This is a genomic window from Massilia sp. WG5 (genome assembly GCF_001412595.2).
In the GTDB taxonomy this organism is placed as follows: Bacteria; Pseudomonadota; Gammaproteobacteria; order Burkholderiales; family Burkholderiaceae_D; genus Telluria.
In genome coordinates, this window is record NZ_CP012640.2 from 2,756,476 (window position 1) to 2,781,084 (window position 24,609).

The 24,609-nt window shown below is 67.2% G+C and carries 23 protein-coding genes; 7 read left to right on the forward strand and 16 right to left on the reverse strand.

What is annotated here, in order from left to right; translation table 11 throughout:
* Positions 1-2 precede the first annotated feature (2 nt).
* The 8 genes from infA (AM586_RS12260) to AM586_RS28110 form a co-directional block, all read right to left on the reverse strand.
* Positions 3-263 (reverse strand): translation initiation factor IF-1, encoded by a 261-nt coding sequence (infA, locus tag AM586_RS12260; protein ID WP_047821497.1) that lies wholly within the window; start codon positions 261-263, stop codon positions 3-5.
* Positions 264-469: 206 nt separating this feature from the next.
* Positions 470-736 carry a translation initiation factor IF-1 gene (gene infA, locus AM586_RS12265; protein ID WP_047821496.1) on the reverse strand — a complete coding sequence of 89 codons (267 nt, stop codon included), beginning with the start codon at positions 734-736 and terminating at the stop codon, positions 470-472.
* Positions 737-1,059: 323 nt separating this feature from the next.
* On the reverse strand, positions 1,060-1,599 hold the full coding sequence (locus AM586_RS12270; protein WP_047822036.1) for a DNA-deoxyinosine glycosylase: 540 nt from the start codon (positions 1,597-1,599) through the stop codon (positions 1,060-1,062).
* 88 nt (positions 1,600-1,687) lie between these two features.
* Entirely contained in the window at positions 1,688-3,319 is a 1,632-nt protein-coding gene (locus tag AM586_RS12275) for an efflux transporter outer membrane subunit (protein ID WP_082439776.1), read from the reverse strand.
* Complete coding sequence (locus tag AM586_RS12280; protein ID WP_047821493.1) at positions 3,316-6,510, reverse strand: efflux RND transporter permease subunit; 3,195 nt, start codon at positions 6,508-6,510, stop codon at positions 3,316-3,318. The genes AM586_RS12275 and AM586_RS12280 overlap by 4 nt, the downstream gene beginning before the upstream one ends.
* Before the next feature lie 12 nt (positions 6,511-6,522).
* A complete protein-coding gene (locus AM586_RS12285; RefSeq protein ID WP_047821491.1) occupies positions 6,523-7,749 on the reverse strand; it encodes an efflux RND transporter periplasmic adaptor subunit in 1,227 nt (408 codons plus the stop codon).
* 193 nt (positions 7,750-7,942) lie between these two features.
* Positions 7,943-8,812: an alpha/beta hydrolase gene (locus tag AM586_RS12290; protein ID WP_047821489.1), complete on the reverse strand. Its 870-nt coding sequence runs from the start codon at positions 8,810-8,812 to the stop codon at positions 7,943-7,945.
* Positions 8,809-8,973: a hypothetical protein gene (locus AM586_RS28110; RefSeq protein WP_156328076.1), complete on the reverse strand. Its 165-nt coding sequence runs from the start codon at positions 8,971-8,973 to the stop codon at positions 8,809-8,811. Before AM586_RS28110 ends, AM586_RS12290 begins: the two co-directional genes overlap by 4 nt.
* A gap of 121 nt (positions 8,974-9,094) precedes the next feature.
* Between AM586_RS28110 and AM586_RS12295 the strand changes: the two genes are divergently transcribed.
* The 6 genes from AM586_RS12295 to AM586_RS12320 all read left to right on the forward strand — a co-directional run bounded on the left by AM586_RS12295 (position 9,095) and on the right by AM586_RS12320 (position 13,093).
* Complete coding sequence (locus AM586_RS12295; RefSeq protein WP_197416360.1) at positions 9,095-10,072, forward strand: LysR family transcriptional regulator; 978 nt, start codon at positions 9,095-9,097, stop codon at positions 10,070-10,072.
* Between the two features lie 16 nt (positions 10,073-10,088).
* Positions 10,089-10,523 (forward strand): DUF962 domain-containing protein, encoded by a 435-nt coding sequence (locus AM586_RS12300; RefSeq protein ID WP_047821487.1) that lies wholly within the window; start codon positions 10,089-10,091, stop codon positions 10,521-10,523.
* A 55-nt stretch (positions 10,524-10,578) separates the two neighbouring features.
* Positions 10,579-11,025, forward strand: coding sequence for a glycine zipper 2TM domain-containing protein (locus tag AM586_RS12305; protein WP_047822029.1), 447 nt, complete (start codon positions 10,579-10,581; stop codon positions 11,023-11,025).
* A 56-nt stretch (positions 11,026-11,081) separates the two neighbouring features.
* Complete coding sequence (locus tag AM586_RS12310) at positions 11,082-12,029, forward strand: DMT family transporter (protein ID WP_047821485.1); 948 nt, start codon at positions 11,082-11,084, stop codon at positions 12,027-12,029.
* Positions 12,026-12,535 carry a GNAT family N-acetyltransferase gene (locus AM586_RS12315; protein WP_047821483.1) on the forward strand — a complete coding sequence of 170 codons (510 nt, stop codon included), beginning with the start codon at positions 12,026-12,028 and terminating at the stop codon, positions 12,533-12,535. Before AM586_RS12310 ends, AM586_RS12315 begins: the two co-directional genes overlap by 4 nt.
* 366 nt (positions 12,536-12,901) lie before the next feature.
* The gene (locus AM586_RS12320) at positions 12,902-13,093 is read left to right on the forward strand and encodes a hypothetical protein (RefSeq protein ID WP_047822028.1); all 192 of its coding nucleotides are present in this window, start codon (positions 12,902-12,904) and stop codon (positions 13,091-13,093) included.
* Here the strand turns inward: AM586_RS12320 and AM586_RS12325 are convergent.
* The 8 genes from AM586_RS12325 to AM586_RS12360 all read right to left on the reverse strand — a co-directional run bounded on the left by AM586_RS12325 (position 13,081) and on the right by AM586_RS12360 (position 23,702).
* A complete protein-coding gene (locus AM586_RS12325; protein WP_047821481.1) occupies positions 13,081-14,577 on the reverse strand; it encodes a glycine betaine ABC transporter substrate-binding protein in 1,497 nt (498 codons plus the stop codon). The two genes, AM586_RS12320 and AM586_RS12325, sit on opposite strands and share 13 nt — an antisense overlap.
* A 61-nt stretch (positions 14,578-14,638) precedes the next feature.
* On the reverse strand, positions 14,639-15,823 hold the full coding sequence (gene hutI, locus AM586_RS12330) for an imidazolonepropionase (RefSeq protein ID WP_373887913.1): 1,185 nt from the start codon (positions 15,821-15,823) through the stop codon (positions 14,639-14,641).
* 40 nt (positions 15,824-15,863) lie between these two features.
* Positions 15,864-16,484 carry a HutD family protein gene (locus tag AM586_RS12335; RefSeq protein ID WP_047821477.1) on the reverse strand — a complete coding sequence of 207 codons (621 nt, stop codon included), beginning with the start codon at positions 16,482-16,484 and terminating at the stop codon, positions 15,864-15,866.
* A 22-nt stretch (positions 16,485-16,506) separates the two neighbouring features.
* Complete coding sequence (locus AM586_RS12340) at positions 16,507-17,880, reverse strand: formimidoylglutamate deiminase (RefSeq protein ID WP_047821475.1); 1,374 nt, start codon at positions 17,878-17,880, stop codon at positions 16,507-16,509.
* Positions 17,877-18,665 carry an N-formylglutamate deformylase gene (hutG, locus tag AM586_RS12345; RefSeq protein ID WP_047821473.1) on the reverse strand — a complete coding sequence of 263 codons (789 nt, stop codon included), beginning with the start codon at positions 18,663-18,665 and terminating at the stop codon, positions 17,877-17,879. The genes AM586_RS12340 and hutG overlap by 4 nt, the downstream gene beginning before the upstream one ends.
* 27 nt (positions 18,666-18,692) lie before the next feature.
* On the reverse strand, positions 18,693-20,243 hold the full coding sequence (gene hutH / locus AM586_RS12350) for a histidine ammonia-lyase (RefSeq protein ID WP_047821471.1): 1,551 nt from the start codon (positions 20,241-20,243) through the stop codon (positions 18,693-18,695).
* Complete coding sequence (gene hutU / locus AM586_RS12355; protein WP_047821469.1) at positions 20,240-21,967, reverse strand: urocanate hydratase; 1,728 nt, start codon at positions 21,965-21,967, stop codon at positions 20,240-20,242. Before hutU ends, hutH begins: the two co-directional genes overlap by 4 nt.
* A gap of 73 nt (positions 21,968-22,040) precedes the next feature.
* Positions 22,041-23,702: an amidohydrolase gene (locus AM586_RS12360; RefSeq protein WP_047821467.1), complete on the reverse strand. Its 1,662-nt coding sequence runs from the start codon at positions 23,700-23,702 to the stop codon at positions 22,041-22,043.
* Between the two features lie 209 nt (positions 23,703-23,911).
* On the opposite strand from AM586_RS12360, the gene AM586_RS12365 reads away from it, so the two are divergent.
* Entirely contained in the window at positions 23,912-24,604 is a 693-nt protein-coding gene (locus AM586_RS12365) for a transposase (protein WP_082439777.1), read from the forward strand.
* Positions 24,605-24,609 lie beyond the last annotated feature (5 nt).

Consider the following 24,609-nt stretch of genomic DNA (forward strand, 5'->3'; position numbering starts at 1 on the left):
TATCAGTGCCGGCGCGGGCGCGGCGCCTGCTTCGGCATGCCGGTCCTGTCGAGGTGACGGAAGGTGATGCGCCCCTTGTTCAGGTCGTACGGCGACATCTCCAGCGTGACGCTGTCGCCGGCGATGATGCGGATGTGGTTCCTCTTCATCCTGCCGGAGGTGTAAGCGACCAGCTGGTGACCATTCTCGAGGTCCACGCGGAAGCGCATTTCCGGCAGCACTTCGGTAACTTTGCCTTTCATTTCAATCAGTTCTTCTTTCATCTCGTGTCCTTTACGTTGTTAACGCCAAATGCCCAGTTCCAGGCAATGCTGGCGCAGCGCCTGGGGCGGTTGACAGGGTCGAAGTCGGGAAAAAGCGGCTCCGGCTGCAGTGTCGAGCCGTATGGAGACTGGGGGGATGAAAGCGATATGGGGACGTTGCGGCGAAAAAAAAGGGCTGACGCCCTTTTTCCTGTCTATCCCTGCTCTTAGCGGCGGCCGCGGAAGCCTGGGCGGGGCGCCGGGGCGCCACGCTTTTCGATGTGGCGGAAGGTGATGCGACCCTTGCTGAGGTCATACGGCGACAGCTCCAGGCTGACCTGGTCGCCGGCGAGGATGCGGATGTGGTTCTTCTTCATCTTGCCGGAGGTGTAGGCGATCAGCTTGTGGCCATTCTCGCAATCGATGCGGAAACGCGAATCGGGCAGGACTTCCGCGACGACGCCGTTCATTTCGATGAGTTCTTCTTTTGCCATGTATCCTCCGGTAGGGCTGAAACGAGATGGATGGAGAAAAAAAAGCCCGCTGCTGCGGGCTTCGTTTCAATGTGACGCCAATGCGTTAATCGCCGCTCCAGCCCCTGCTATCTGCAAGGTGCGGAGCCCGGAGGCCCAGGCTATCTGCCAGGTGCATCCATCGTGTAATCCGACCAATGTATGTGGAATAACATCCCCTCTGGCTGATTCGCGCGCTGCATTACACATGCTGCGCCGCGCGCCTTTCGCGGGGAACGGCAGGACCATCGAGACCTGACCGCAAACGCAGTGTAGCACGCTTCCTTGTGCGGCGCACAAATAGTTTAGAACAGCTGACGAATGGCGCCGGTATCCAGGCCGGGATCGACCAGCCGCCGCCACACCGCCAGCTTCTGCTCGAAGCTCATCGCCATGTGCGCCGGCGACGACGAGGGCAGCACCACGGCCCGGTAGCCAGCCTGTTCGAACTGCGGTGCGAACTTGCCCGATGCCTGGCCGTTGAAGCCGACCGTCTCAAGCACAGGACATAAATGCCGCAGGCGCTCGAAGTCGTTGGCGGCCGGCTTGCGGATGGCGGAATCGAGGCTGCCTTCGCGCTCGCAGGCGGCCAGCACGTCCCACAGGCCGAAGCGGTGCGCCAGCAGGCGCGGCAGGCGCTCGTCGTAAGGGAGTCCGTAGAGGTCTTCGTCGACCAGCGCGCCGACCAGCTTCCAGAACTGGTTGCGCGGATGCGCGTAGTACTGCCGGGCCGCGAGCGAGGCGGCGCCGGGAAAGCTGCCCAGGATCAGGATGCGCGTGTCTGGCGCGATGACCGGGGCGAGGCCGGTGAGCAGCGAGGTGGATTCCAGGTCGGAGGTGCGCATGCCTGGATTGTAGCTGAGCGAAAAAAACGGCGGCACGCTCGCACGTACCGCCGCAAAGGGCATCCCCGGATTACCCACTCACTTCACATCACTTGCCGGCCAGCGCCACGCTGCCGGATGAGGGCAAGGCCGGCGCCGCGTCCCAGCCGCCGCCCAGCGCGCGGATCAGCGCCACCGTGGTGACCGCCCGGTCGCCGCGCAGCTGGACGGCGTTGCGTTCCACCGCCGCCAGGTTGCGCTGGGTGTCCAGCAACTCCAGGTAGCCGGAGCGGCCGGCGTCGTACAGCTTCTGCGCCAGGTCGGCCGAGCGCCGCGCCGACAGGAGGGCCTGGTCGATCTCGGCGCCCTGCCCCGCCAGCACGCGCAGGCCGGCGAGGTTGTCCTCGACCTCGGCGAAGGCCGCCAGCACGCTCTGGCGATAGGCGCCCACCGCCTCTTCGAGCGCGGCCTCGCTGCGTACCACGTTGCTGTGCTTGCGTCCGCCGTCGATCAGCGGCATCGACAGCGCCGCGCCCAGCAGCCAGGAGCGGCTGCTCCACTTGAACACGTCGGCTAAGCTGCCGCCCACGCCGCCGGCGTCGGCGCCGATGCTCAGGGCCGGGAACATCGCGCTTCTCGCCACCCCGATGCGCGCGTTCGCCGCTTCCATCGTGCGCTGGGCGCTGGCGATGTCGGGCCGCCGCTCCAGCAGGCTCGATGGCAGGCCGGCCGGGATCAGCGGCAGGCTGGCGTTGGCGTCGAGCGGATCGACCGCCTCGCCGAAGCTGGACGCCGGCTGGCCCAGCAGCACCGCCAGCGCGTGTTCCGCGGTGGCGCGCCGGCGCTGCAGGCCGATCGCTTCGGCGCGTGCGGTCGACAGTTCCGTCTTCGCCCGCGACAGGTCGAATTCGCCGATATCGCCCAGTTCGAAGCGGCGGCCGGTCACGCGCACGCTCTCCTCGCGCAGGCGCACGGTCTGGTTCACCGTGGCGATCTCCGCGTCCAGGGAACGCAGCCGGAAATAGGTCTGCGCGACATCGGCCTGCAGCGACAGCAGCACCGAACGGTAAGTCGCCTCGCTTGCGCCGGCATCGCCGCGCGCCGCCGCCACATTGCTGGACACGCGGCCGAACAGGTCGACCTCGTAGCTGGCGCTGAGATTCGCGCGGTAGCTGGTGCCGGGCGCCACCGGCGTACCCGGCGCCTGGTTGGCTTCCAGCGGCGACAGGCGGGCGCGCTGGGCGCCGATGCCGACGCCGATCTGCGGAATGCGGTCGGCTTCGGCAATGCCGGCGATCGCCCTCGCCTGTTTCACACGCGCGGCGGCCACCGAGAGATTCTGGTTGCTGGCCGAGGCCTGGGCGATCAGGCTGTCGAGGCGGGCGTCGCCGAAGGCGCGCCACCATTCGCCGCGCGGCTGGCTTTCGGCCGGCTGCGCAGTCTTCCAGGTGGTGCCGTCGGCGGCGCTGCGCACGACGTCCGGCGATGCGGCCGGCGTCGCCGCCTGCGACTCCTTGAACGCGGCCGGCGTCGATACCGCCGGCTGGTGGAAGGCTGGCGCCGCGCAAGCGCTCAGCAGCAGGGCCGCCAGCACGCTGGCGAAACGGGGGGCGAATTTCGCGACGGTCTTCACCACCGGCTGTGCCAGCGTGCGGCGCGAGGGCCGGGCCAGCGCTTCATCGAGCGCCTCATCGAGCGCCTCATCGCGAGCCAAATTTCGGGCTTGATAGGTCGTAGTCATTTGATAGCTCCTTCGAGTTCGGGGGCGTGCGGCGCTGCCGGCGCGCCGTGGACGACGGGCTTGCCGAAGCGCGCCGCCAGGCTGCGCAGCAGGACGTAGAACACCGGCGTCAGGAACAGGCCGAAGAAAGTCACGCCCAGCATGCCGGCGAACACCGCCACGCCCATCGCATGGCGCATTTCCGCGCCGGCGCCGTGCGAGAACACCAGCGGCACCACGCCCATGATGAATGCGATCGAGGTCATCAGGATCGGGCGCAGGCGCAGGCGGCAAGCCTCGAGCGCGGCGGCGACGATGCTGCGGCCGTGGTGCTCCAGCTCGACCGCGAACTCCACGATCAGGATCGCGTTCTTCGAGGCCAGGCCGACCAGCACGAACAGGGCGATCTGCGTGAACACGTTGTTGTCGCCGCCGGTCAGCTTCACGCCGATCAGCGCGCACAGGATCGACATCGGCACGATCAGGATCACGGCCAGCGGCAGCGTCCAGCTCTCGTACTGCGCGGCCAGCACCAGGAACACCAGCAGCACGCACAGCGGGAACACGTAGATCATGGTGTTACCGGCCAGGATGTCCTGGTAGGTCAGGTCGGTCCATTCGTAGGCGATCCCCTTCGGCAGCACTTCGCGGGCGATCTCTTCCATCGCAGCCTGGGCCTGGCCCGAGGACACGCCCGGCGCCGGGCCGCCGTTCATTTCGGCGGCGACGTAGTTGTTGTAGCGCTGGACGCGGTCCGGGCCGTAGGTGTCCTTCACCTTCATGATCGAGGACAGCGGGATCATCTCGCCGCTGCCGGAGCGGACCTTCAGCTGGGCGATCTGCTCGCGCTGCGAACGGAAGGGCGCATCGGCCTGCACGCGCACCTGGTAGGTACGGCCGAACTGGTTGAAGTCGTTCACGTACAGCGAGCCGAGGTTGATCTGCAAGGTCTGGTTGATCTCGGCCAGCGACACGCCCAGCTGTTTTGCCTTGACCCGATCGACGTCGGCGAACAGCTGCGGCACGTTGATCTGGTAGCCCGAGAACACGCCCGCGAGACGCTTGTCGGCCGCGGCCTTGGCCATGAAGGCCTGCACCGCCTTGTTCAGCTCATCGTAGCCGAGGTTGCCGCGGTCTTCGATCATCATCTTGAAGCCGCCCGTGGTGCCGAGGCCGTTTACCGGCGGCGGCGGCAGCACCATCACGAAGGCGTCCTCGATGGCGCCCATGCGCTTGTTGATCTCGCCGGCGATGGCTTCGGCGCTCTGGTCCTTGCCCTTGCGCTGATCGAAGGGCTTCAGGGTGGTGAACACGATGCCGGCGTTCGGCGCATTGGTGAAGCCGTTGATCGACAGGCCCGGGAAGGCGACCGAGGATTCCACGCCCGGGATCTGCTTGGCGACGTCCGACATCTTGCGGATCACGGCGTCGGTGCGGTCCAGCGAAGCGGCATCCGGCAGCTGGGCGAAGCCGATCAGGTAAGCCTTGTCCTGCGCCGGCACGAAGCCCGGCGGCACGGCCTTGAACATGAAAATACCGGCAATCGCGAGCAGCACGTACACGCCCACCGAGGCGCTCTTGCGCTTCAGGACGCCCTTCACGCCGCCTTCATAGGCGTGCGAGGAGCGGTGGAAGAAGCGGTTGAAACCCGCGAAGAAGCGGCCGAAGACCAGGTCCATGCCGCGCGTCAGCGCATCCTTCTTGGCGCCGTGCGGCTGCAGCAGCACCGCGGACAAAGCCGGGGCCAGGGTCAGCGACAGGAAGGCCGAGATCACGGTCGAAATCGCGATGGTCAGCGCGAACTGGCGGTAGAACTGGCCGGTCAGGCCCGACACGAATGCGATCGGCACGAACACGGCGCACAGCACCAGCGCGATCGCGATGATCGGACCGGACACCTCTTTCATGGCCTGCACGGTCGCGTCGTGCGGATTCAGGCCGTTCTCGATATTCCGCTCGACGTTTTCCACCACCACGATGGCGTCGTCGACCACGATGCCGATCGCCAGCACCAGGCCGAACAGCGACAGGGTGTTGATCGAAAAGCCGAAGCCCAGCATCACGGCGAAGGTGCCGACCACCGACACCGGCACCGCCAGCAGCGGGATCACGGAGGCGCGCCAGGTCTGCAGGAACACGATCACGACCAGCGCCACCAGCACCACCGCTTCGATCAGGGTGTGGACGACGGAGTCGATCGACTCGCGCACGAACTGGGTCGGGTCGTACACGATGCTGTAGCTCATCCCCTGCGGGAAGTCCTTCGACAGTTCCTCCATCTTGGCGCGCACGTCGGTCGACAGCTGCAGCGCGTTGGCGGTCGGGGACTGGAAGATCGGGATCGCCACGGCCGACTTGTTGTCGAGCAGCGAGCGCAGGGCGTAGGAGTTCGAGCCCAGTTCCAGGCGCGCCACGTCCTTCAGCAGCGTGGTGGCGCCGTCCTGGCTGGTCTTGACGACGATGTCGCCGAATTCCTCTTCCGACTGCAGGCGGCCCTGGGTATTGACCGTCAACTGGAAGTCGGCGCCCTTGGTCGGGCCCTGGCCGACGACGCCGGCGGCGACCTGCACGTTCTGCTCGCGGATCGCGTTCACGACGTCGCTGGCGGTCAGGTTACGCGCGGCGACCTTCTGCGGGTCGAGCCAGACGCGCATCGCGTAGTCGCCCGAACCGAACAGCTGGACGTCGCCCATGCCCTTGATGCGCGCCAGCTGGTCCTTGACGTTCAGGGTCGCGTAGTTGCGCAGGTACAGGTCGTCGTAGCGGCCGTCCGGCGAATTCAGGTGGACCACCATCGTGATGTTGGGCGAACTCTTGACCGTGGTGACGCCGATCTGGCGCACCTCTTCCGGCAGGCGCGGCAGCGCGCGCTGGACGCGGTTCTGCACGGCCGTCTCGGCCTGCTCGACGTTGGTGCCGATCTTGAAGGTCACGGTCAGCTGCAGCGCGCCGTCCGAGGTGTTCTGCGAGGTCATGTAGAGCATGTCCTCGACGCCGTTGATCTCCTGTTCGATCGGGGTGGCGACGGTTTCCGCGATCACCTTCGGATTCGCGCCAGGGTACTGGGCGCGCACCACCACCGAGGGCGGCACCACTTCCGGATACTCGGAGATCGGCAGCTGGAAGATCGAGATGAGGCCGGCCACGAAGACGATGACCGACAACACCGCCGCGAAGATCGGCTTGTCGACGAAAAAGCGTGAGATGTTCATTGTATTGATTCCTTATTTTGCATCTGCCATGGCCAGCTGCGCGGACTTGTCTTTCGCGGCATTGCCGGTGCCCGTGCTGGCGACCATCGGCACCGTCTGCGCCGTGATCGGCGCACCCGGACGCACGCGCTGCAGGCCGTTGACGACGATTTTCTCGCCCGGCTTCAGGCCGGCCTTCACCACGCGCAGGCCGTCGACCACTGGTCCCAGCTTGACTTCGCGGTACTCGGCCTTGCCGTCGCCGCCCACCACGAACACGAATTTGTGGCTCTGGTCGGTGCCGACCGCGCGGTCGCTGATCAACAGCGCCGGCTTCTCGACGCCGCCGCCGATCTGCACACGGGCAAACAGGCCGGGCGCCATCACGTCGTCCTTGTTGGCGAAGGTGGCGCGCATGCGCACGCTGCCGGCGCGGGTGTCGAGCTGGTTGTCGACGAATTCCAGCTTGCCTTCGTGCGGGAAGCCTTCTTCGTTCGCCAGGCCGACGCGCACCGTCACCGGCTGGCCGCTGTGCGCCTGCGAGCGCACGCGCAGGTAGGTGTCCTCGTCGCCGTCGAAGCTGGCGTAGATGCGGTCCAGCGAGACCACCGAGGTCAGCACGCTCGACGCATCGACCAGGTTGCCCAGCGTGATCTCGGCTTTCGAGACGCGGCCGTCGATCGGCGAGACGACGCGCGCATAGTTCAGGTTCAGCCTGGCGGTCTCGGACTGCGCCTGGGCGGCCCTGGCGTCCGCCTCCAGTTCCTTCTGCGCCGAGGCGCTGGCATCGTATTCGCGCTGGGCGATGGCCTTGTCGCCCAGCAGGCGTTCGGCGCGGGTCAGCTCCAGCTTCGCCAGGTCGGCCTTGGCGCGCGCCGCTTTGGCGGCGGCGTCGGCGCGGTCGGCTTCGGCCTGGAAGGGGCGCGGATCGATCACGAACAGCACGTCGCCCTTCTTCACCGTGGCGCCCGGCTTGAAGTTGACGGCGGTGATGAAGCCCGACACGCGCGGGCGGATCTCGACGTGCTCGACGGCTTCCAGGCGGCCCGAGAATTCCTGGGTATCGGCGACGAGCTTCTCGACCACGACCGCGCTTGAGACCGGCGGACCAGCCTGCGCCCGGGTCTGGGCTTCGGCGGCCTTGCCGGTGGCGTCGGAGCAGCCAGCGAGCGTCGCGGACAAGGCGGCGGCGATGCCGGCGGCGCCGAGCGCGAGTACGACGGGTCGTACGGCGGTACGTAATTGATGAATGGTTTTCATGAGTGAGCCCTCCGATCTTAATGACTTATTAATAATTAGGCGAAAGCGGTCCCTTCCGGTCTTGCATGCGGGATGCAGACAGAAACGCAGGAAAAGACAGGTCTCCCGTGCCCGAAAACGGGCACGTTGTTCTAGGTTTGGATGCTGTTAAGCCTTACCGGCCAGACGTGCCAGCCGGGCGATCCGTGACGGATCAGCTGCCGGGCGGGGCGTTGTCGGATTCGAGCCCGGCGATGAAGTTGGCGATTTCGTGCAGGGCATGGCCCGTACACGCGCATTCGTTGCGGGCGTTCGGTTCCTCGATCCGGGCGGGCGCCATGCGCCGCACGGTGGTGCGCACGCCGGCGTTGATCAGTTTGGCGCCGTAGGCTTCGGCCTCGTCGCGCAACGGGTCGTCGTCGGCCGACAGGATCAGCGCCGGCGCCAGGTTCTTCAGGCGGCTCGACTGCAGCGGCGAGGCATACGGGTGGCCGCGGTCGGCGGCGTGCGGCAGGTAGCCGCGGTAGGCCGCCGCGCATTCGTCGAACACCCTGGCCTTGTCGGGGCAGGTCGGCATTTCGCGCATCGAGCAGGTCGACAGGCCCGGATCGAGCATCGGCATGATCAGGATCTGGCCGGCCAGTTGCGGACCGCCGCGGTCGCGCGACATCATCGCCGCCACCGCCGCCAGGTTGCCGCCGGCCTCGATGCCGGCCACGATCAGGCGCTTGCCGGTCCAGCCCAGCTTGGCCTTGTTCTTCTTCGCCCAGCTCACGACCGCATGGGCATCCTCGGCCGCCGCCGGGAACGGCTTCACGGGCGCCAGCGTATAGGTCGACGACAGCACCACCGGGTAGCCGCTCGCGTCTGCGAGACGGCGCAGGAAGCCGTCGGACTCGTCGAGGTCGCCGTCGTCGAAGCCGCCGCCGTGGAAGAACACGATCAGGATGTCGCGCTTGGCGTCCACCGCGGCGCGGTACAGGCGCGCCGCCAGCGGCCCCTCGAAGCCGGCGACGTCGAGCTCCTTCACCACCAGCTCGTGCCGGTCGGCGGACTGTGGATTGTTCAGCACAGCCGCGTTCATTGCAGCATCCCGCCGGCGGAGACCACGTGGAACAGCGCCTGGTAAGCGGCTGCCTCGGCGCCGGCCGCATGGGCGTAGGCGCCCGAGCCGACCAGCCCCGCCATCAGCGTCACGCTGAGCGCGAACGCCAGGCCTTCAACAATTCCATCGCGATGTTTCATGATCTGCTCCCTTCCATTGGCGGCACTTTTATCAGTGACCGTGCCGATACTATAGACATGAACTAGAATCTGATAAATACCGCAATCGCGAATCCATTATTCAGATCCCTGAACAATCCAAATGAACAATAAGCTGCAAGCGATGGAAGTCTTCGTGCAGGTGGTCGATGCCGGCAGCTTCACGCGCGCGGCCGACACCCTGCAGATGCCCAAGGCCACGGTCTCGACCCTGGTGCAGTCGCTGGAGACCTCGCTGTCGACCAAGCTGCTGCACCGGACCACGCGCCAGGTCACCGTCACCACCGACGGCGCCGCTTATTACGAACGCTGCGTGCGGATCCTGTCCGACGTGCGCGATGCCGAGGAATCGCTGTCGCGCACGCGCCTGTCGCCCAGCGGCCGCCTGCGCGTGGACATGTCGACCGGCCTGGCCAGCGAAGTCCTGATCCCCGCCCTGCCCGACTTCTTCGCGCGCTATCCCGACATCATGATGGAGCTGGGCAGCACCGACCGCCCGGTCGACCTGGTCGAGGAAGGCGTCGACTGCGCGATCCGCGGCGGCGAACTGGTGGACAGCAACCTGATCGCGCGCCGCGTCGGCGTCATCAATTTCGTGACCGCCGCCTCGCCCGCCTACCTCGCGCAGTACGGCACGCCGCAGCATCCGCGCGACCTCGAACGCCACCGCTGCGTGAACTACTTCTCGGCCAAGACCGGCAAGATCTACGACTGGGACTTCCGGCGCGGCGACGAGCGCATCGACATCGCGATGCGCGGGGTGATCGCGCTGAACGACTCGAACGCCTACGTGCGGGCCGGCCTGGCCGGCCTGGGCGTGATCCAGATGACCGACTACCTGCTGCTCGAACACGTGGCGGCCGGGCGCATGGTCCAGATCCTGTCCGACTGGACCAGCGAGGCGCTGCCGGTGCACCTGGTCTATCCGCAGAACCGCCACCTGTCGGCCAAGGTGCGGGTGTTCGTCGAATGGGTGTCGGACCTGTTCGCCAACCATCCGCACATGCACCTGCGCGCCCAGGCACCGGCGGCGATCGGGACCGTGACCGCCGGGGCCGCGGCTGCTACCATGTCTTCATGACACCAGGGAGACCCGCATGCAGCCGCGCACCATCGACATCCTGCTGGAACAGTACAGCGAAAGCCACCGCAACCCGACCAATGAGCTGATCCATTTCGTGTGCGTGCCGGTGATCGTGTTCACCCTGCTGGGCATCCTGTGGAGCATCCACCCGGCGCTCGCGGTGGCGGCCACCCTGGCGGCGCTGGTGTACTACTTCAAGCTGTCGCGCCCCTTCGCCTTCGGCATGCTCCTGATGAGCGCCCTGATGCTGGCCGTGCTGGCCCTGATGCCGCCGATGACGGTGCTGCCGCTGTCGATCGCGATCTTCGTGGTGGCCTGGATCGGCCAGTTCATCGGCCACAAGATCGAAGGCAAGAAACCCTCCTTCCTCGACGATCTGCGCTTCCTGCTGATCGGTCCGCTGTTCGTGCTCGGCTTCCTGTACCGCAGGCTGAATCTGGCCTATTGAATCGGGCCTATTGAGATCGGTGTTCTTCGCCTATGATGGATTTGAGGAGGACATCATGAAACATGTTGCCGCCCTGGCCATCGCCGGCATCCTGGCCGGCTGCGCACCGCCGCCCGAGTCTGGCGGCGTCTACAACAGCTATCAGACGATGCATGAACAGACGGTCCGCTTGGGCACCGTGGAATCCGTGCGCGTCGTCAGCATCGCCAATCCCGAATCCGGGGTCGGCACCATGACCGGCGCCGCGCTGGGCGGACTGGCCGGCTCCGAGGTCGGCGGCGGCAAGGGTGCGGTCGCGGCCGGCATCGTCGGCGCCGTGGCCGGCGGCCTGGCGGGCCAGCACGTCGAGCGCGGCGCCACCGCCCGCAACGGCTTCGAGATCACGGTCCACCTCGACAGCGGCGAGCTGCGCGCCATCGTCCAGCCGGCCGACGAGATGTTCCGCCCGGGCGAGCGGGTGCGGCTGGTGAGCGACGGTTACATGACACGCGTGACGCACTGACGACAGATTTCGCGCTGATGCTCCAATGAAACCCGGAAAGCACGTATACTTTCCGGATGCCTTCCTACGTCCTGTTCACCATCGCGTCCCTGATCTGGGGTTCCACTTTCTGGGCCATTACCCTGCAACTCGGCGACATCCCGCCCGCGGTCTCGGTGGTCTACCGGTTCGCGCTGGCGTCCGGCGCGCTGTTCGCCTGGTGCCTGGTGCGCGGCGACGGCCTGCACCTCTCCTGGCGCACCCAGAAGTGGACGCTGCTGCAGGGCTTCCTTACCTTCGGCCTGTCCTATGTCTGCACCTACAACTCGGAGCAGTACGTGGTGTCGGCGCTGGTGGCGGTGCTGTTCGCGCTGATGGTGTTCTGGACGCCGCTGCTGTCGCGCTTCGTGTTCGGCACGCCGGTCCCGCGCAAGACCTGGACCGCCGGGGTCGGTGCGATGGCCGGCGTCACCCTGCTGTTCTGGCATTCGATCCAGGGCGCCCTGCACGACCTGGGCCAGGGCGGCCAGGGCCATTTCCTGCTCGGCCTGGGCCTCGGCATCGGCGCCTCGATCGCCAGCGCGGCCGGCAGCATCGTGGTCGGCAAGGTCCGTGAACAGTCGAGCAACCTGATCCTGACGACCGCCTGGTCGATGTTCTGGGGCACCTGCATGGTCGCGCTGTGGTGCCTGGCGAGCGGCCAGCAATTCGTCCTGCCGCACACGACCAGCTACGTGCTCGGCCTGCTGCACCTGGCCGTGTTCGGCTCGGTGGTCGCCTTCATCTGCTACTTCACGCTGATCAACCGCATCGGCTCGGCCAAGGCCGTCTATATCGGCGTGATCACGCCGGTGCTGTCGGTGCTCATGTCGATCAAGCTCGAACACTACCGTCCCGGCCCCGTCGAATGGCTGGGCATGGCGGTCTGCCTGGGCAGCGTCGCCTGGGCCATGTACACGCCTAAACGCAAGTCCCCTACTCTCAACCTGAACGATGCGCTCGACGCGCCGCTTGAAACACCATGACCGCTCCTCAACAGCCGAACCTGCAATCCACCTTCGCCATCCGTCCCGCCACCCCGGCCGACGTCACCCACATCATGTCGATGATCGTCGAACTCGCCGTGTTCGAGAAGCTCGAGCACATGGTGGTGGCGACCGAAGACCTGCTGCACGAAGGCCTGTTCGGCGCGCGTCCGTCCTGCGAGGCGATCATCGGCGAGGCCGATGGCGAGGTGGTGACTTTTGCCCTGTTCTTCCATAACTTCTCGACCTTCCTGACCAAGAAAGGCCTGTACCTGGAAGACCTGTACGTGCGCCAGGTCCACCGCGGCAAGGGCTACGGCAGCCGCATGCTCAAGCACCTGGCGCGCCTCGCCGTCGAGCGCGAATGCGGCCGCTTCGAGTGGTCGGTGCTGGACTGGAATATGCCGGCGATTAATTTCTACAAGTCCATGGGCGCCGAGATCCTGCCCGACTGGCGCATCTGCCGCGTGACCGGCGCGCCGCTGACGGCGCTGGCCGAAGGCTGACCAGGAACTGCCCAAGCGTCTGACAGAGCCTTCAGGGCAAGGCGCGCCGGCGAAGACAGTACGCTAGTACGGCGAGACGGTGCAACGCCGCCATGGAGGCTTTGTCAGACGCTCAAAAGAAAAACCCACGGGGCCGAGGCGCCGTGGGCAAACCCAATAGATGGGAGGGGAGACTTGAATCCAACGGTTTCAATATATCTCCCGGCGAACCGGCCCGGGGCTGTCCTTTACAAATGCTTACGCCCGTAACAGAAAGCGCAAACCTCTCGAATTCGCAGGGAACTTAACTGTCGTGCTCGATTGAGTGATCACAAATGCAATAAACCGCCGTGCATGACAATGTGGCCTTCAAACGAGGACACGGACATGAAGCCGAGCGTCAAGACGATTTTCCAGGCGATCAAGAGGATGGTCTACCGGGCCTGGCTGCGCTCCCGGCTCGACAACTACACGCGCAGCCTGCACATCATCGCGGCCCAGCGCGAAAACGATTTCTACGCCGAGCGCATGCTGCACCGCGCGATTTCCGCCACCCGGTCCAAGCTTCAGTCACTGTAACGCCTGCCCAGAAGGCGCTCGGCGAGCTCGAACGCGGCCTGGGTGAGCAAGGCCAGCAGCGCGGCGGGGATCGCCCCTGCCAGCAGCATGTCGTTGTCGTTCAGCGCCAGCCCGGTGGTGATGCGTTCGCCGAAGCCGCCGGCGCCGATGAAGGCGGCGATCGTCGCCGTCCCCACGCTCATCACGGCGGCGGTCTTCACGCCGGCCAGGATCACCGGCGCCGCCAGCGGCAGCTCGACACTCCAGAGCATCTGGCGGCGCGTCAGGCCCAGCGCCAGCGCGGCCTGCCGCAAGCCGGCCGGCACCTGCAGCAGGCCGGTGCAGGTATTACGGACGATCGGCAATAAAGCGTAGGCGCACAGGGCCACCAGCGCGGGCACGGTGCCGATCCGGCCCAGCAGCGGGATCAGGATCGCCAGCAGGGCCAGCGAAGGCACGGTCTGCAGCGTTCCCGCCACCGCCAGCACCGGCTGGCGCAGCCGCGGCGCCAGCGCCGCCAGCACACCCAGCGGAATCCCGGCCAGGCAGCCGAGCAGCACCGCGGCCAGCACCAGCAGGAGGTGCTGGCGGGCCAGCTGGGCAAAACCGTTGCCGAAGGTCTTGGCCAGCAATCCGTCGCGCTGCGCCCTGCCCTCCACCTTGCCGCCCTTGCGGGCCAGCCAGCCGCGCGCAATCTCCGCGAAGGGCCTGCCCTCCAGCTCCGCCTGCGCATTCATGGCGATCATGTCGTCGGCGCGGATGCTGCCTTCCAGCCGCTGCAAGGCCTGCCAGGCCTGCGGAAAACGCTGCGGCAGGTCGAGCCGGTACAGCAGCACGGCGTCGTAGCGCGGGAAATAATGCCTGTCGTCGTCCAGCACGCGCAGGCCGTACTGGCGGATCCTGGCGTCGGTCGAATAGATGTCGATGGCGTCGACCTGCTTCTGCGCCAGCGCCTGGTAGGCGATGCCATGGTCGATCCCGCGCGGCGTCTGGGGCAGGCCGTAGCGTGCGGCCAGGCCCGGCCAGCCGTCGAGCCGGCCGAGGAATTCATGCGTCAGTCCGAGCTTGAACGCCGGCTTCGCGGCCAGGTCGGACAGCGTGGCGATGCCGGCGTCGCCGCGCACCGCCAGCGCATAGCCGTTCGAAAAGCCGAGCGGCACCGCCACCCCGAGGCCGAGCGGGCGCAGGGCTTCGCGCATCGCCGCCAGCGAAGTCGGCCTGGGGTTCTTGAGGATCTCGAGGTCGATCGTGCCCAGGTATTCCGGATACACGTCGATCGCGCCGGTGCGCAGCGCATTCAGGACGATGGCGGTATTGCCGAGCCCCTGGCGGTGCTCGACGCGCGCGAACGGCGCGGCGCTCTGCGCCAGGATCTCGCCCAGGATATAGGACTCGGTGAAGCGTTTGGAGCCGACCCTCAGTACCTGATCGGCTACCTGGTCGGCCGAAGCCGTCCCCGGCAGGAACAGGACCAGGCACAGCACCAGCAAGGCAAACCTGCGCATAAGCCTCCATGTCGTGACGCCGGCGGATGGGTTGGCCCGGCCACGTGCATGATAGCCGGGTTCAGGCCGGGAGGCTCACGTGCGGCGCGCGCAGCACGCCGCCGTTGACCACGGCCCGGCACGGGTTCGCGCCGATCGCGTACGCCAGGTCCGCCGGGCGGGCGATGTCCCACAGGGCGAAGTCGGCGCGCCTGCCCGGCTCGATCGTGCCGATGTCGGCGCGCCCCAGCGCACGCGCCGCGTTGGCGGTAACGCCGCGCAGGGCTTCGAGCGGCGTCATGCGCCACAGGGTGCAGGCCATGTTCATCGCCAGCAGCAGCGAGGTCATGGGCGAGGTGCCGGGATTGCAGTCGGTGGCCAGGGCCAGCGGCACCCCAAGCTCGCGCAGCAGGCCCAGCGGCGGCATCGCCGTCTCGCGCAGGAAGTAGTAGGCGCCGGGCAGCAGCACCGCCACGGTGCCGGCGCGCGCCATCGCCGCCGCCCCTGCCGGCGACAGGTGCTCCAGGTGGTCGGCCGACAGCCCGCCGTACTCGGCCACCAGCGTCGCCCCGCCCTGGTCGGACAGCTGTTCGGCATGCAGCTTGACCGGCAGCCCGAGCCGGCGCGCGGCCTCGAACACGCGCGCCGTCTGCGCATGCGAAAACCCGATCCGCTCGCAGAAGGCGTCGACGGCATCGACCAGTCCTTCGCCCGCCAGCGCCGGCAGCATGCGTTCGCAGACCTCGGTGATGTAGTCGTCGGCGCGGGTCGCGAATTCCGGCGGCAGCGCATGCGCGCCGAGGAAGGTCGTGGCCACGTTCACCGGCAGCAGCCGGCCAACCCTGCGCGCCGTGCGCAGCATCTTCGCTTCGGCATCCAGGTCGAGCCCGTAGCCGGACTTGATCTCGAGCGTGGTCACGCCCTCGGCCAACAAAGCCCGGATGCGCGGGCTGCTTTGCCGCAGCAGCTCGTCCTCGCCGGCCGCGCGGGTGGCGCGCACGGTCGACATGATGCCGCCGCCCTGGCGCGCGATGTCCTCGTAGCTGGCGCCGTTCAGGCGCGCTTCCCATTCGTCGCTGCGATTGCCGGCATGGACGATGTGGGTATGGCAGTCGACCAGGCCGGGCGTGAGCCACAGCCCGCCGCAATCGTGCTCGCGCGCCGCCGGCGGCGCGTCCCCGCGCGCCCCGACCCAGGCGATGCGCCCGTCCCGCACCGCGACGGCGCCATCCTCGACGATGCCGTAGCCGTCCGCCATCGTGGCCATTGTCGCCAGGTGGGCGTTGACGAACAGGAGATCCACCGGCTCACTCATAGCGGCCGTCGTCTTCGTCGAGGTCTTCCTCGCTGTCGTAGTAATGGATGTCGGCGATGAAGATCATCCCCTGCCCCGCCTGCAGCGTCCAGGTCGTGCCCTGGTCGAGCAGCACCGCGTCGTAGCGGACCATATTGATGCGCTGCTGCTCGCTGCACAGTTCCAGGCTGTCGCCCTCGGCCAGGAACAGCACGGTGACGGGCGCGCGCGCGACGAAGCGCGATTCGCCGCTCAGCACGCGCCGGCCGAACTGGTGGTAGCAGCGGTCGAGGCGGGTCATGACGTTGAAGTCGGTGTTCGGCCCGCGGCTCAGCTTCGCCATCACGCGCGACTCGCCGTCGAAGAGGGCGACCGGATCGGCCTTCGACAACATGACCGGCTCGGCGTCGTCGACCTCGAGCGTCATGCCATGCCCATCGACCAGGGCCAGGGTGCGTTCCACGCCCGGGAACTCGGAGAAGGCGCCGTCTTCGGCGATGGTCGCCAGGCTGACCCGCCAGTCGAAATCCTCGAAGCCGGCGTCGGGCGGGAAGACCGCGATCTGGGTCGTGCTGCCGCCGCCGTTCTTCCAGGGCACCGGACTCAGGCTGGCATAAGGAATGAGCATCGTCATGGGTTACCTCACCGATCAGCGATTACATCTCGCGCAGGGCGCGCACGGCAGCAGTGTAACGCTGCGCGATCGCCTCCTGCGCGACGTGGCGCCCGCCGCGCACCACCCACTGGCCGCCGGCCAGCACGTCATGCACCAGGTTGTCGTTACCGCAGAACAGGAAGCGGCCGAGCACTTCGCTGGAGTCTACGCCATCGAGGTTGGGATGGGCGCTGTCCAGCACCAGCACATCCGCGCGCCGCCCCGCTTCGAGGCTGCCGACGGCGCGCCCGGCGGCGCGGGCGCCGCCGTGCAGGGCCTGGCGCCACAGGTAGGTGCCGACGTCGCGGCAGGCATCGGTCACGGCGATGTTGCGCTGCTGCCGCGCCAGGCGCTGGCCGTATTCGAGCCAGCGCAGTTCCTCGACCGGGCTCTGGGAGACATGGCTGTCGCTGCCGATGCCGAACAGGCCGCCGGCGGCGAGGTAGGGCGTGAGCGGGAACAGGCCGTCGCCGAGGTTGGCCTCGGTGGTCGGGCACAGGCCGGCGACCGCGCCGCTGGCCGCCAGCGCGGCCGTTTCGCCTTCCGACAGATGGGTCGCATGCACCAGGCACCAGCGGCCGTCGATCTCGAGCTGGCGCATCAGGTAGTCGACCGGACGGCTGCCCGTCGCCTCCAGGCATTGCTGCACTTCGAGCTGCTGCTCGGCGATATGGATGTGCAGCGGGCGCCCGGCCGGCAGGCCGGCGACCAGTTCGCGCAGCTGGCCACCGGAGACCGCGCGCAGCGAGTGCGGCGCCGCGCCCACTTCGAGCTGCGGCCCGCGCTGCGCGTCGAGCGCCTCGACGAGGCGCAGCACCAGCGCCGGATCGGTGCGGAAGCGCTGCTGGCTGGGTTTGAGCGGCTGTTCGCCAAAGCCGGCGTAGCTGTACATCACCGGCAGCAGAGTCAGGCCGATGCCGGACTGGCGCGCCGCTTCGGCGATGCGCAGCGCGGTCTCGGCCGGATTCGCGTACAGTGCGCCGCCGGGGTCGCGCTGCACGTAATGGAATTCGCAGATCGAGGTGTAGCCGTGGCGCAGGCATTCCACCTGCAGCTGGGCCGCCACCGCCGCCATCTGCTCCGGCGTGATGCGGCCGGCAAAGCGGTACATCAGCTCGCGCCAGGTCCAGAAGCTGTCCTCGCTGCTGCCGGCCCGTTCGGCCAGGCCGGCCATGGCGCGCTGAAAGGCGTGCGAGTGCAGGTTGACCATGCCGGGCAGGACATAGTCCGCCCGCGTGCTGCCTGCCGGCGCCTCGACCCCGGCGCGGACCTCGAGCAGGTCGCCGCGTTCGTCCCACGCCAGCAGCACGTCCTCGCGCCAGCCGTCCGGCAGCAGGGCGTGACGTGCGAACAGGGCGCGGGTCGACATGCTCATGCGCGCACCCACTCCACCGCCGCACCCAGCAGCCCGCGCAGCAGCGGCTGCACCTGCCCCGCCAGGTCGGGACGGTAGTCGAAAGGCGCCGCCTCGTTCATGTACAGGCACTGGGCCATCTCGAGCTGGATGGCGTGCACGCCGCCGGCCGGGTTGCCATAGAAGCGCGTGATATGGCCGCCCTTGAAGCGGCCGTTGAAGACGAAGGAGTACCGGTCCTGGCTGTCGACCAGCTTGATCATCGCGCCTTCCAGCTGCTGCGAGCAGGACTTGCCGTCGGCGGTGCCGAAGTTCAGGTCCGGCAGGCGGCCGTCGAAGAAGCGCGGCACCTGGGACGCGATCGAGTGGGCGTCCCACAGCACCACGCGGCCGTGCAGCGCCAGCAGGCGGTCGAGCTCCGCGCGCAGCTGATCGTGATACGGGCGCCAGTAAAGGTCCAGGCGGCGCCGGACTTCGGCCTCATCCGGCTCCATGCCTTCGCGGTACAGGCGCTCGCGGCCGAAGGTGTCGACCGGGCACAGGCCGGTCGTGTCCTGTCCCGGATACAGGTTGGTGTTCTCGGGCGGGCGGTTCAGATCGATCAGGTAGCGCGACCAGCGCGCCGACAGCACCGAGGCGCCCATCCCCTCGGCGAAGCCGTACAACGCGGGCAGGTGCCAGTCGGTGTCGGCGCGCGCCGCGGCGCAGGGCATCAGGCTTGCCGCCACGTCGTCGGGGATGTCGGTGCCCACGTGGGGCATCGAGACCAGCAGCGGCAAGCTACCCGCCTTGAACCTGAAATCCATCGTATCTCCTGAGCTGACCAAGCCGGGTTAAGGATGCAGCGCGGCGAACAGTTCGCGGCACGACGCGGACAGCTCGCCGGCCATCACCATCTTCTTCGCCAGTTCGATGTCCGGCGCGAAGAAGCGGTCTTCGTCGAAGGCGGCGACGCGCCCGCGCAGCTGGGCGTGCACGTGCTCCAGGTGGCTCGAACTCGTCAGCGGCCGGTGGAACTCGATGCCCTGTGCCGCCGCCAGCAGTTCGATCCCGACGATGACACCCGTATTGTGCGCCATCTGGTCGAGACGGCGCGCCGCGAAGGTGGCCATGCTGACATGGTCTTCCTGGTTGGCCGAGGTCGGCAAGCTGTCGACGCTGGCCGGATGCGCCAGCGACTTGTTTTCCGAAGCCAGCGCGGCGGCGGTCACATGGGCGATCATGAAGCCGGAATTCACGCCCGGCTCCTTGACCAGGAAGGGCGGCAGGCCGGACAGCGTGGAATCGATCAGCAGCGCGATGCGGCGCTCGGCGAGGGCGCCGATCTCGGCGATGGCCAGGGCCAGGGTGTCGGCCGCGAAGGCCACGGGCTCGGCATGGAAGTTGCCGCCTGAAACGACCGTGCCCCCGTTTTCCTCGAAGATCAGCGGATTGTCGGTCACCGCATTCGATTCGATCAGCAGGGTGCGGCCGGCATTCGCAATCAAGTCCATCACGGCGCCCATCACCTGCGGCTGGCAGCGCAGGCTGTAGGGGTCCTGCACGCGTTCGTCGCCGACCAGGTGCGAGGCGCGGATCGCGCTGCCGGCCACCAGTTCGCGGTAGATCTGCGCCGCCGCGATCTGGCCCGGCTGGCCGCGCACCGCGTGCACGCGCGGGTCGAAGGGCGCATCGCTGCCGCGCGCGGCGTCCAGCGACAGCGCGCCCGTCACCATCGCCGCCTCCAGCAGGCGCTCGGCCATGAACAGGCCGTGCAGCGCCAGCGCGGTCGAGACCTGGGTACCGTTGATCAGGGCCAGGCCCTCCTTCGCCGCCAGCGTCACCGGCTCGATGCCGGCCGCCTGCAGCGCCGCACGCGCGTCCATCAGCTCGCCCTTCATGCGCACCTGGCCGACGCCCAGCATGGCCAGGGTCATGTGGGCCAGCGGCGCCAGGTCGCCGGACGCGCCGACCGAACCCTGCGACGGGATGGCCGGCATGATGCCGGCGTTGTACAGCGCGACCAGGGTGTCGACGATCAGCGGGCGCACGCCCGAATAGCCGCGCGCCAGGCTGCCGATCTTCGTCAGCAGGATCAGGCGCACGACGTGGTCCGGCAGCAGTTCGCCGGTACCGACCGCGTGCGACAGGATCAGGTTCTGCTGCAGCTGTTCGAGCTGGGCCTGCGGAATGTGGCGCTTGGCCAGGATGCCGAAGCCGGTATTGATGCCGTAGGCCGGATCGCCCTTGGCGACGATGGCCTGCACGGTGGCGGCCGAGGCCTCGATGGCCTGGTAGGCTTCGGGCGCCAGCGCCAGGCTGCCGGCGTTCTGCCAGACGGCGCGCAGGTCGGTCAGGCGCAGGGCGCCGGGCTGCAGGGTCAGGTGGTTCAGTGCGTGGTTCATGGTACTTGCTTGATCATTGGGAGGTTCAGGCCGAAGCGTTTCGCGCATTCGATCGCGAGTTCATAGCCGGCGTCGGCGTGGCGCATCACGCCGGAGGCGCAGTCGTTCACCAGCACGCGCGCCAGGCGTTTATCCGCGGCCTCGCTGCCGTCGGCGACGATGACCACGCCGGCATGCTGGGAGTAGCCCATGCCGACCCCGCCGCCGTGGTGCAGCGAGACCCAGGTCGCGCCGCCGGCCGTGTTCAGCATGGCGTTCAGCAGCGGCCAGTCGGAGACGGCGTCGGTGCCGTCGCGCATGGCTTCGGTCTCGCGGTTCGGGCTGGCGACCGAGCCGGTGTCGAGGTGGTCGCGGCCGATCACGATCGGCGCCTTCAGCTCGCCGGTGCGGACCATCTCGTTGAAGGCCAGGCCGGCGATGTGGCGCTCGCCCAGGCCCAGCCAGCAGATGCGGGCCGGCAGGCCCTGGAAGGCGATGCGCTCGCGCGCCATGTCGAGCCAGCGGTGCACGCGCGCGTGCTGGGGGAACAGTTCCTTGATCTTGGCGTCGGTTTTATGGATGTCTTCCGGGTCGCCGGACAAGGCCACCCAGCGGAAGGGGCCGCGGCCTTCGCAGAACTGCGGGCGGATATAGGCCGGCACGAAGCCGGGGAAGTCGAAGGCGTTCTGCACGCCCTCGTCGAGCGCGACCTGGCGGATGTTGTTGCCGTAGTCGACGGCTTTGGCGCCCATGGCCTGGAAATCGAGGATCGCCTGGACGTGGGCGGCGCAGGATGCAGCCGCGGCCTTCCTGAGACGCGCGTGCTGCGCCGGATCCTGCTGCGCGGCCTGCCATTGTTCGACGGTCCAGCCGCGCGGCAGGTAGCCGTTGATCAGGTCGTGCGCCGAGGTCTGGTCGGTGACCAGGTCCGGCACCAGGCCGCCCTCTTTCGCGCGGCGCACCAGCTCGGGCAGCACCTCGGCGGCATTGCCGAGCAGGCCGATCGACACCGCTTCCTTTTTATCCTTGTACTCGCGGATCATCTGCAGGGCTTCGTCGATGCCGTGGGCCTGCTTGTCGAGGTAGCGGGTGCGCAGGCGGAAGTCGATGCTGCTCTGCTGGCACTCCACCGTGAGCGAGACCGCGCCGGCGAAGGTCGCGGCCAGCGGCTGCGCGCCGCCCATGCCGCCCAGGCCGGCGGTGAGGATCCAGCGCCCCGCCATATCGCCGCCGAAGTGCTGGCGGCCGGCCTCGGCGAAGGTTTCGTAGGTGCCCTGCACGATGCCCTGGGTGCCGATATAGATCCAGCTGCCAGCCGTCATCTGGCCGTACATGAACAGGCCCTTGCGATCGAGCTCGTTGAAGTGCTCCCAGTTGGCCCACTTCGGCACCAGGTTGGAGTTGGCGAGCAGGACCCGCGGCGCGTCGGGATGGGTCTGGAACACGCCGACCGGCTTGCCGGACTGGATCAGCAGGGTCTGGTCATCCTCGAGCGTCTTGAGCGACTCCAGGATCTGGTCGAAGCAGGCCCAGTCGCGCGCGGCGCGGCCGATGCCGCCGTAGACGACCAGGCGCTGCGGATTCTCCGCCACCTCGGCATCGAGGTTGTTCTGCAGCATGCGGTAGGCCGCTTCGGTGAGCCAGCTCTTGCAATGCAGTTCGCTGCCGCGCGGGGCGCGGATGTGACGGCTCGGATCGAAGCGCGGATCGGGCAGGTGGTCGGGACGGGGGGAAGCTTGGGTCATGGCAGGCTCCTGGAATATTTCTGGAAAGTCTAGGTTGTCTATACAACTTCGTCAATCCCCCGCCCCGTCCTTGTTACTTCTTCTGGTAGACCTGGCGGCCGGCAACCCAGGTTTCGAGCACCGTGGTCTTGTAGATATCGTAGGGCGACATCTTGAACAGGTCGCGGTCGATGACGATGAAGTCGGCGTACTTGCCGGCTTCGAGCGAACCTAGCGTCTTTTCCTGGTGGCCGGCATACGCTGCGTCAAGGGTGAAGCAGCGGAAGGCTTCCTTCAGCGACATCTCCTGCTCCGGGTACCAGCCGGCGATCGGCTGGCCGTTCTTGTCCTGGCGGGTGACGGCGGCGTGGATGCCGAAGAAGGGATTCGGCGCCTCGACCGGGAAGTCGGAGCCGCAGGCGATGCGCGAGCCCTGCTGCAGGAAGCTGCGCCAGGCGTAGGCGCCCTTCATGCGCTCGGCCCCGATCCGGGTCTCGGCCATGTTCTTGTCCGAGGTCGCGTGGGTCGGCTGCATCGAGGGGATGATGCCGATGCGCTTGAAGCGCGGGATGTCGGCCAGGGTCACGACCTGGGCGTGCTCGATGCGGTGGCGCCTGTCGCCCGCCTTGTTGGCCGGGATCTCCTTGGCGAAGGTGTCGAGGATCTGCTTGTTGCCGGCGTCGCCGATCGCGTGCACGTTGACCTGATAGCCCTTCTTGATGGCCTTGGTGATCATCGCGTCGATCTCTTTGTTCGTGTGGAACAGCAGGCCGTGCGAATGCGGATCGTCGCTGTAGGGCGCCAGCAGGGCCGCGCCACGGCTGCCCAGGGCGCCGTCGGCATACAGCTTCACGGCGCGCAGCGCGTACATGTCCTTGCCGTAGCTGTTGAGGGGCCCGTTTCTGGCCAGCTGGTCGAAGTCCGCGCCGGTGCCGCCGATCATGGCGTAGATACGGGCGCTCAGCTTGCCGTGGTCGGCGTAGTCGCGGTACAGCCTGTCCTCGCCGATGGTGATGCCGGCATCGTGCACGCTGGTCAGGCCGACGCTGGCCATGTTCTCCAGCGCGCGATCCAGCATCGCGCGGCCTTCCTGTTCGGTCTGCTGCGGCAGCACCTTGGTGACCAGGCCCTGGGCGGCATCGACCAGCACGCCGGTGGCGACGCCGTTCTCGTCGCGCACGATCTTACCGCCGGCCGGGTCCGGGGTGGCATTCGTGATGCCGGCCAGCGCCAGTACGCGGCTGTTGGCCCAGCCGGCATGGCCGTCGACGCGCTCGAGCCAGACCGGGCGGTCCGCCACGGCGCCGTCGAGTTCCTTCGCGGTCGGGAAGCGGCCCAGCTTCCAGATCTCCTGGTTCCAGCCGCGCCCGCGCACCCATGCCTGCTGCGGATTCGCGCGCGCATAGTCGGCGATCGCCTTCAGGGCGCCGTCCAGCGAGGTGGAAGTCGACAGGTCGAGCTGGGTCAGCATCGCGCCCAGGCCGAACACGTGGCCATGCGCATCGATCAGGCCGGGCAGCACGGTGCGGCCCTGCAGGTCCACGTGCTTCGCCTGCGGCGCCCTGGCCGCCACCTCCTGCGCCGTACCGACCGCGAGGATCCTGCCGCTGTCGTCGAAGGCCATCGATGCGAACTGGACGACGTCCCCTTTGGCATTCAGCGTGTAGCCGTTGGCATTGTCGATCACGGTATCGGCATGGGCCGCAGCCATGGCGCCGGCGGCGATCACGGCGAACTGCAGGGGTTTGAGGCGCATCGCGGGGCTCTCCATTCTTCATTCTCGTAAAGAAGCAGAGTTTATAGAAAATTGCGTATTGGTCAATCTGCATCAAACCGGGGTCAGACTCCATTTTTTGGCAATTGCTCAGCAAAATCTTTTCGGGTGTTCGTGCAGTTGCTCTTTCAAGAACATTTCATACGATTGATATCGGTTGAGCGGCAAATTTTTCCTGTCTTTAGTTTCATATGTTTCATCTGCCCGCCGCCGCCATGCCACGTCCACGCCGAATCGTCCTGCCTTCAGCCCCCCTGCATATCATCCAACGCGGAAACAATCGCGTGCCCTGCTTCGTCACCCCGAGCGACTACCTCGCTTATCTCAACATGCTGCAAGAGTGTGCGTTCGATTGTGCTTGCGCCCTGCATGCTTATGTACTGATGACCAACCACGTGCACTTGCTCCTTTCGCCGGACGACGAAAGCGGCGCGAGCACGATGATGCAGCGGCTCGGCCGGCGCTATGTCCACTATTTCAATCGCCGCCATGGCCGTACCGGCACTTTATGGGAAGGGCGATTCCGTTCCAGTCTGATCCAGGACGAGCGCTATCTGATGGTTTGTCATCGCTACATCGAGCTGAACCCGGTGCGGGCGAGAATGGTGGACACGCCGTCAGCCTATCCCTGGTCGAGCCATTCGGCCAACGCCTTTGGCCAGGACAATGCTTTGCTGACGCCCCATCTCAGCTACACCAAGCTTGGGACCGATCCGACAGCACGTCAGGCTGCGTACAGGCACCTCTTCGACGAAGCGCTGTCGGAAGAAGTACTGGATCGGGTCAGACAGGCCGGCAACGGTAATCGGGCATTAGGCGCTGTATGCGACGCGTCGTCGGACGCGAAACTGGTTTTGGAGACATTTCCAAAAATCGGAGTCTGACCCCG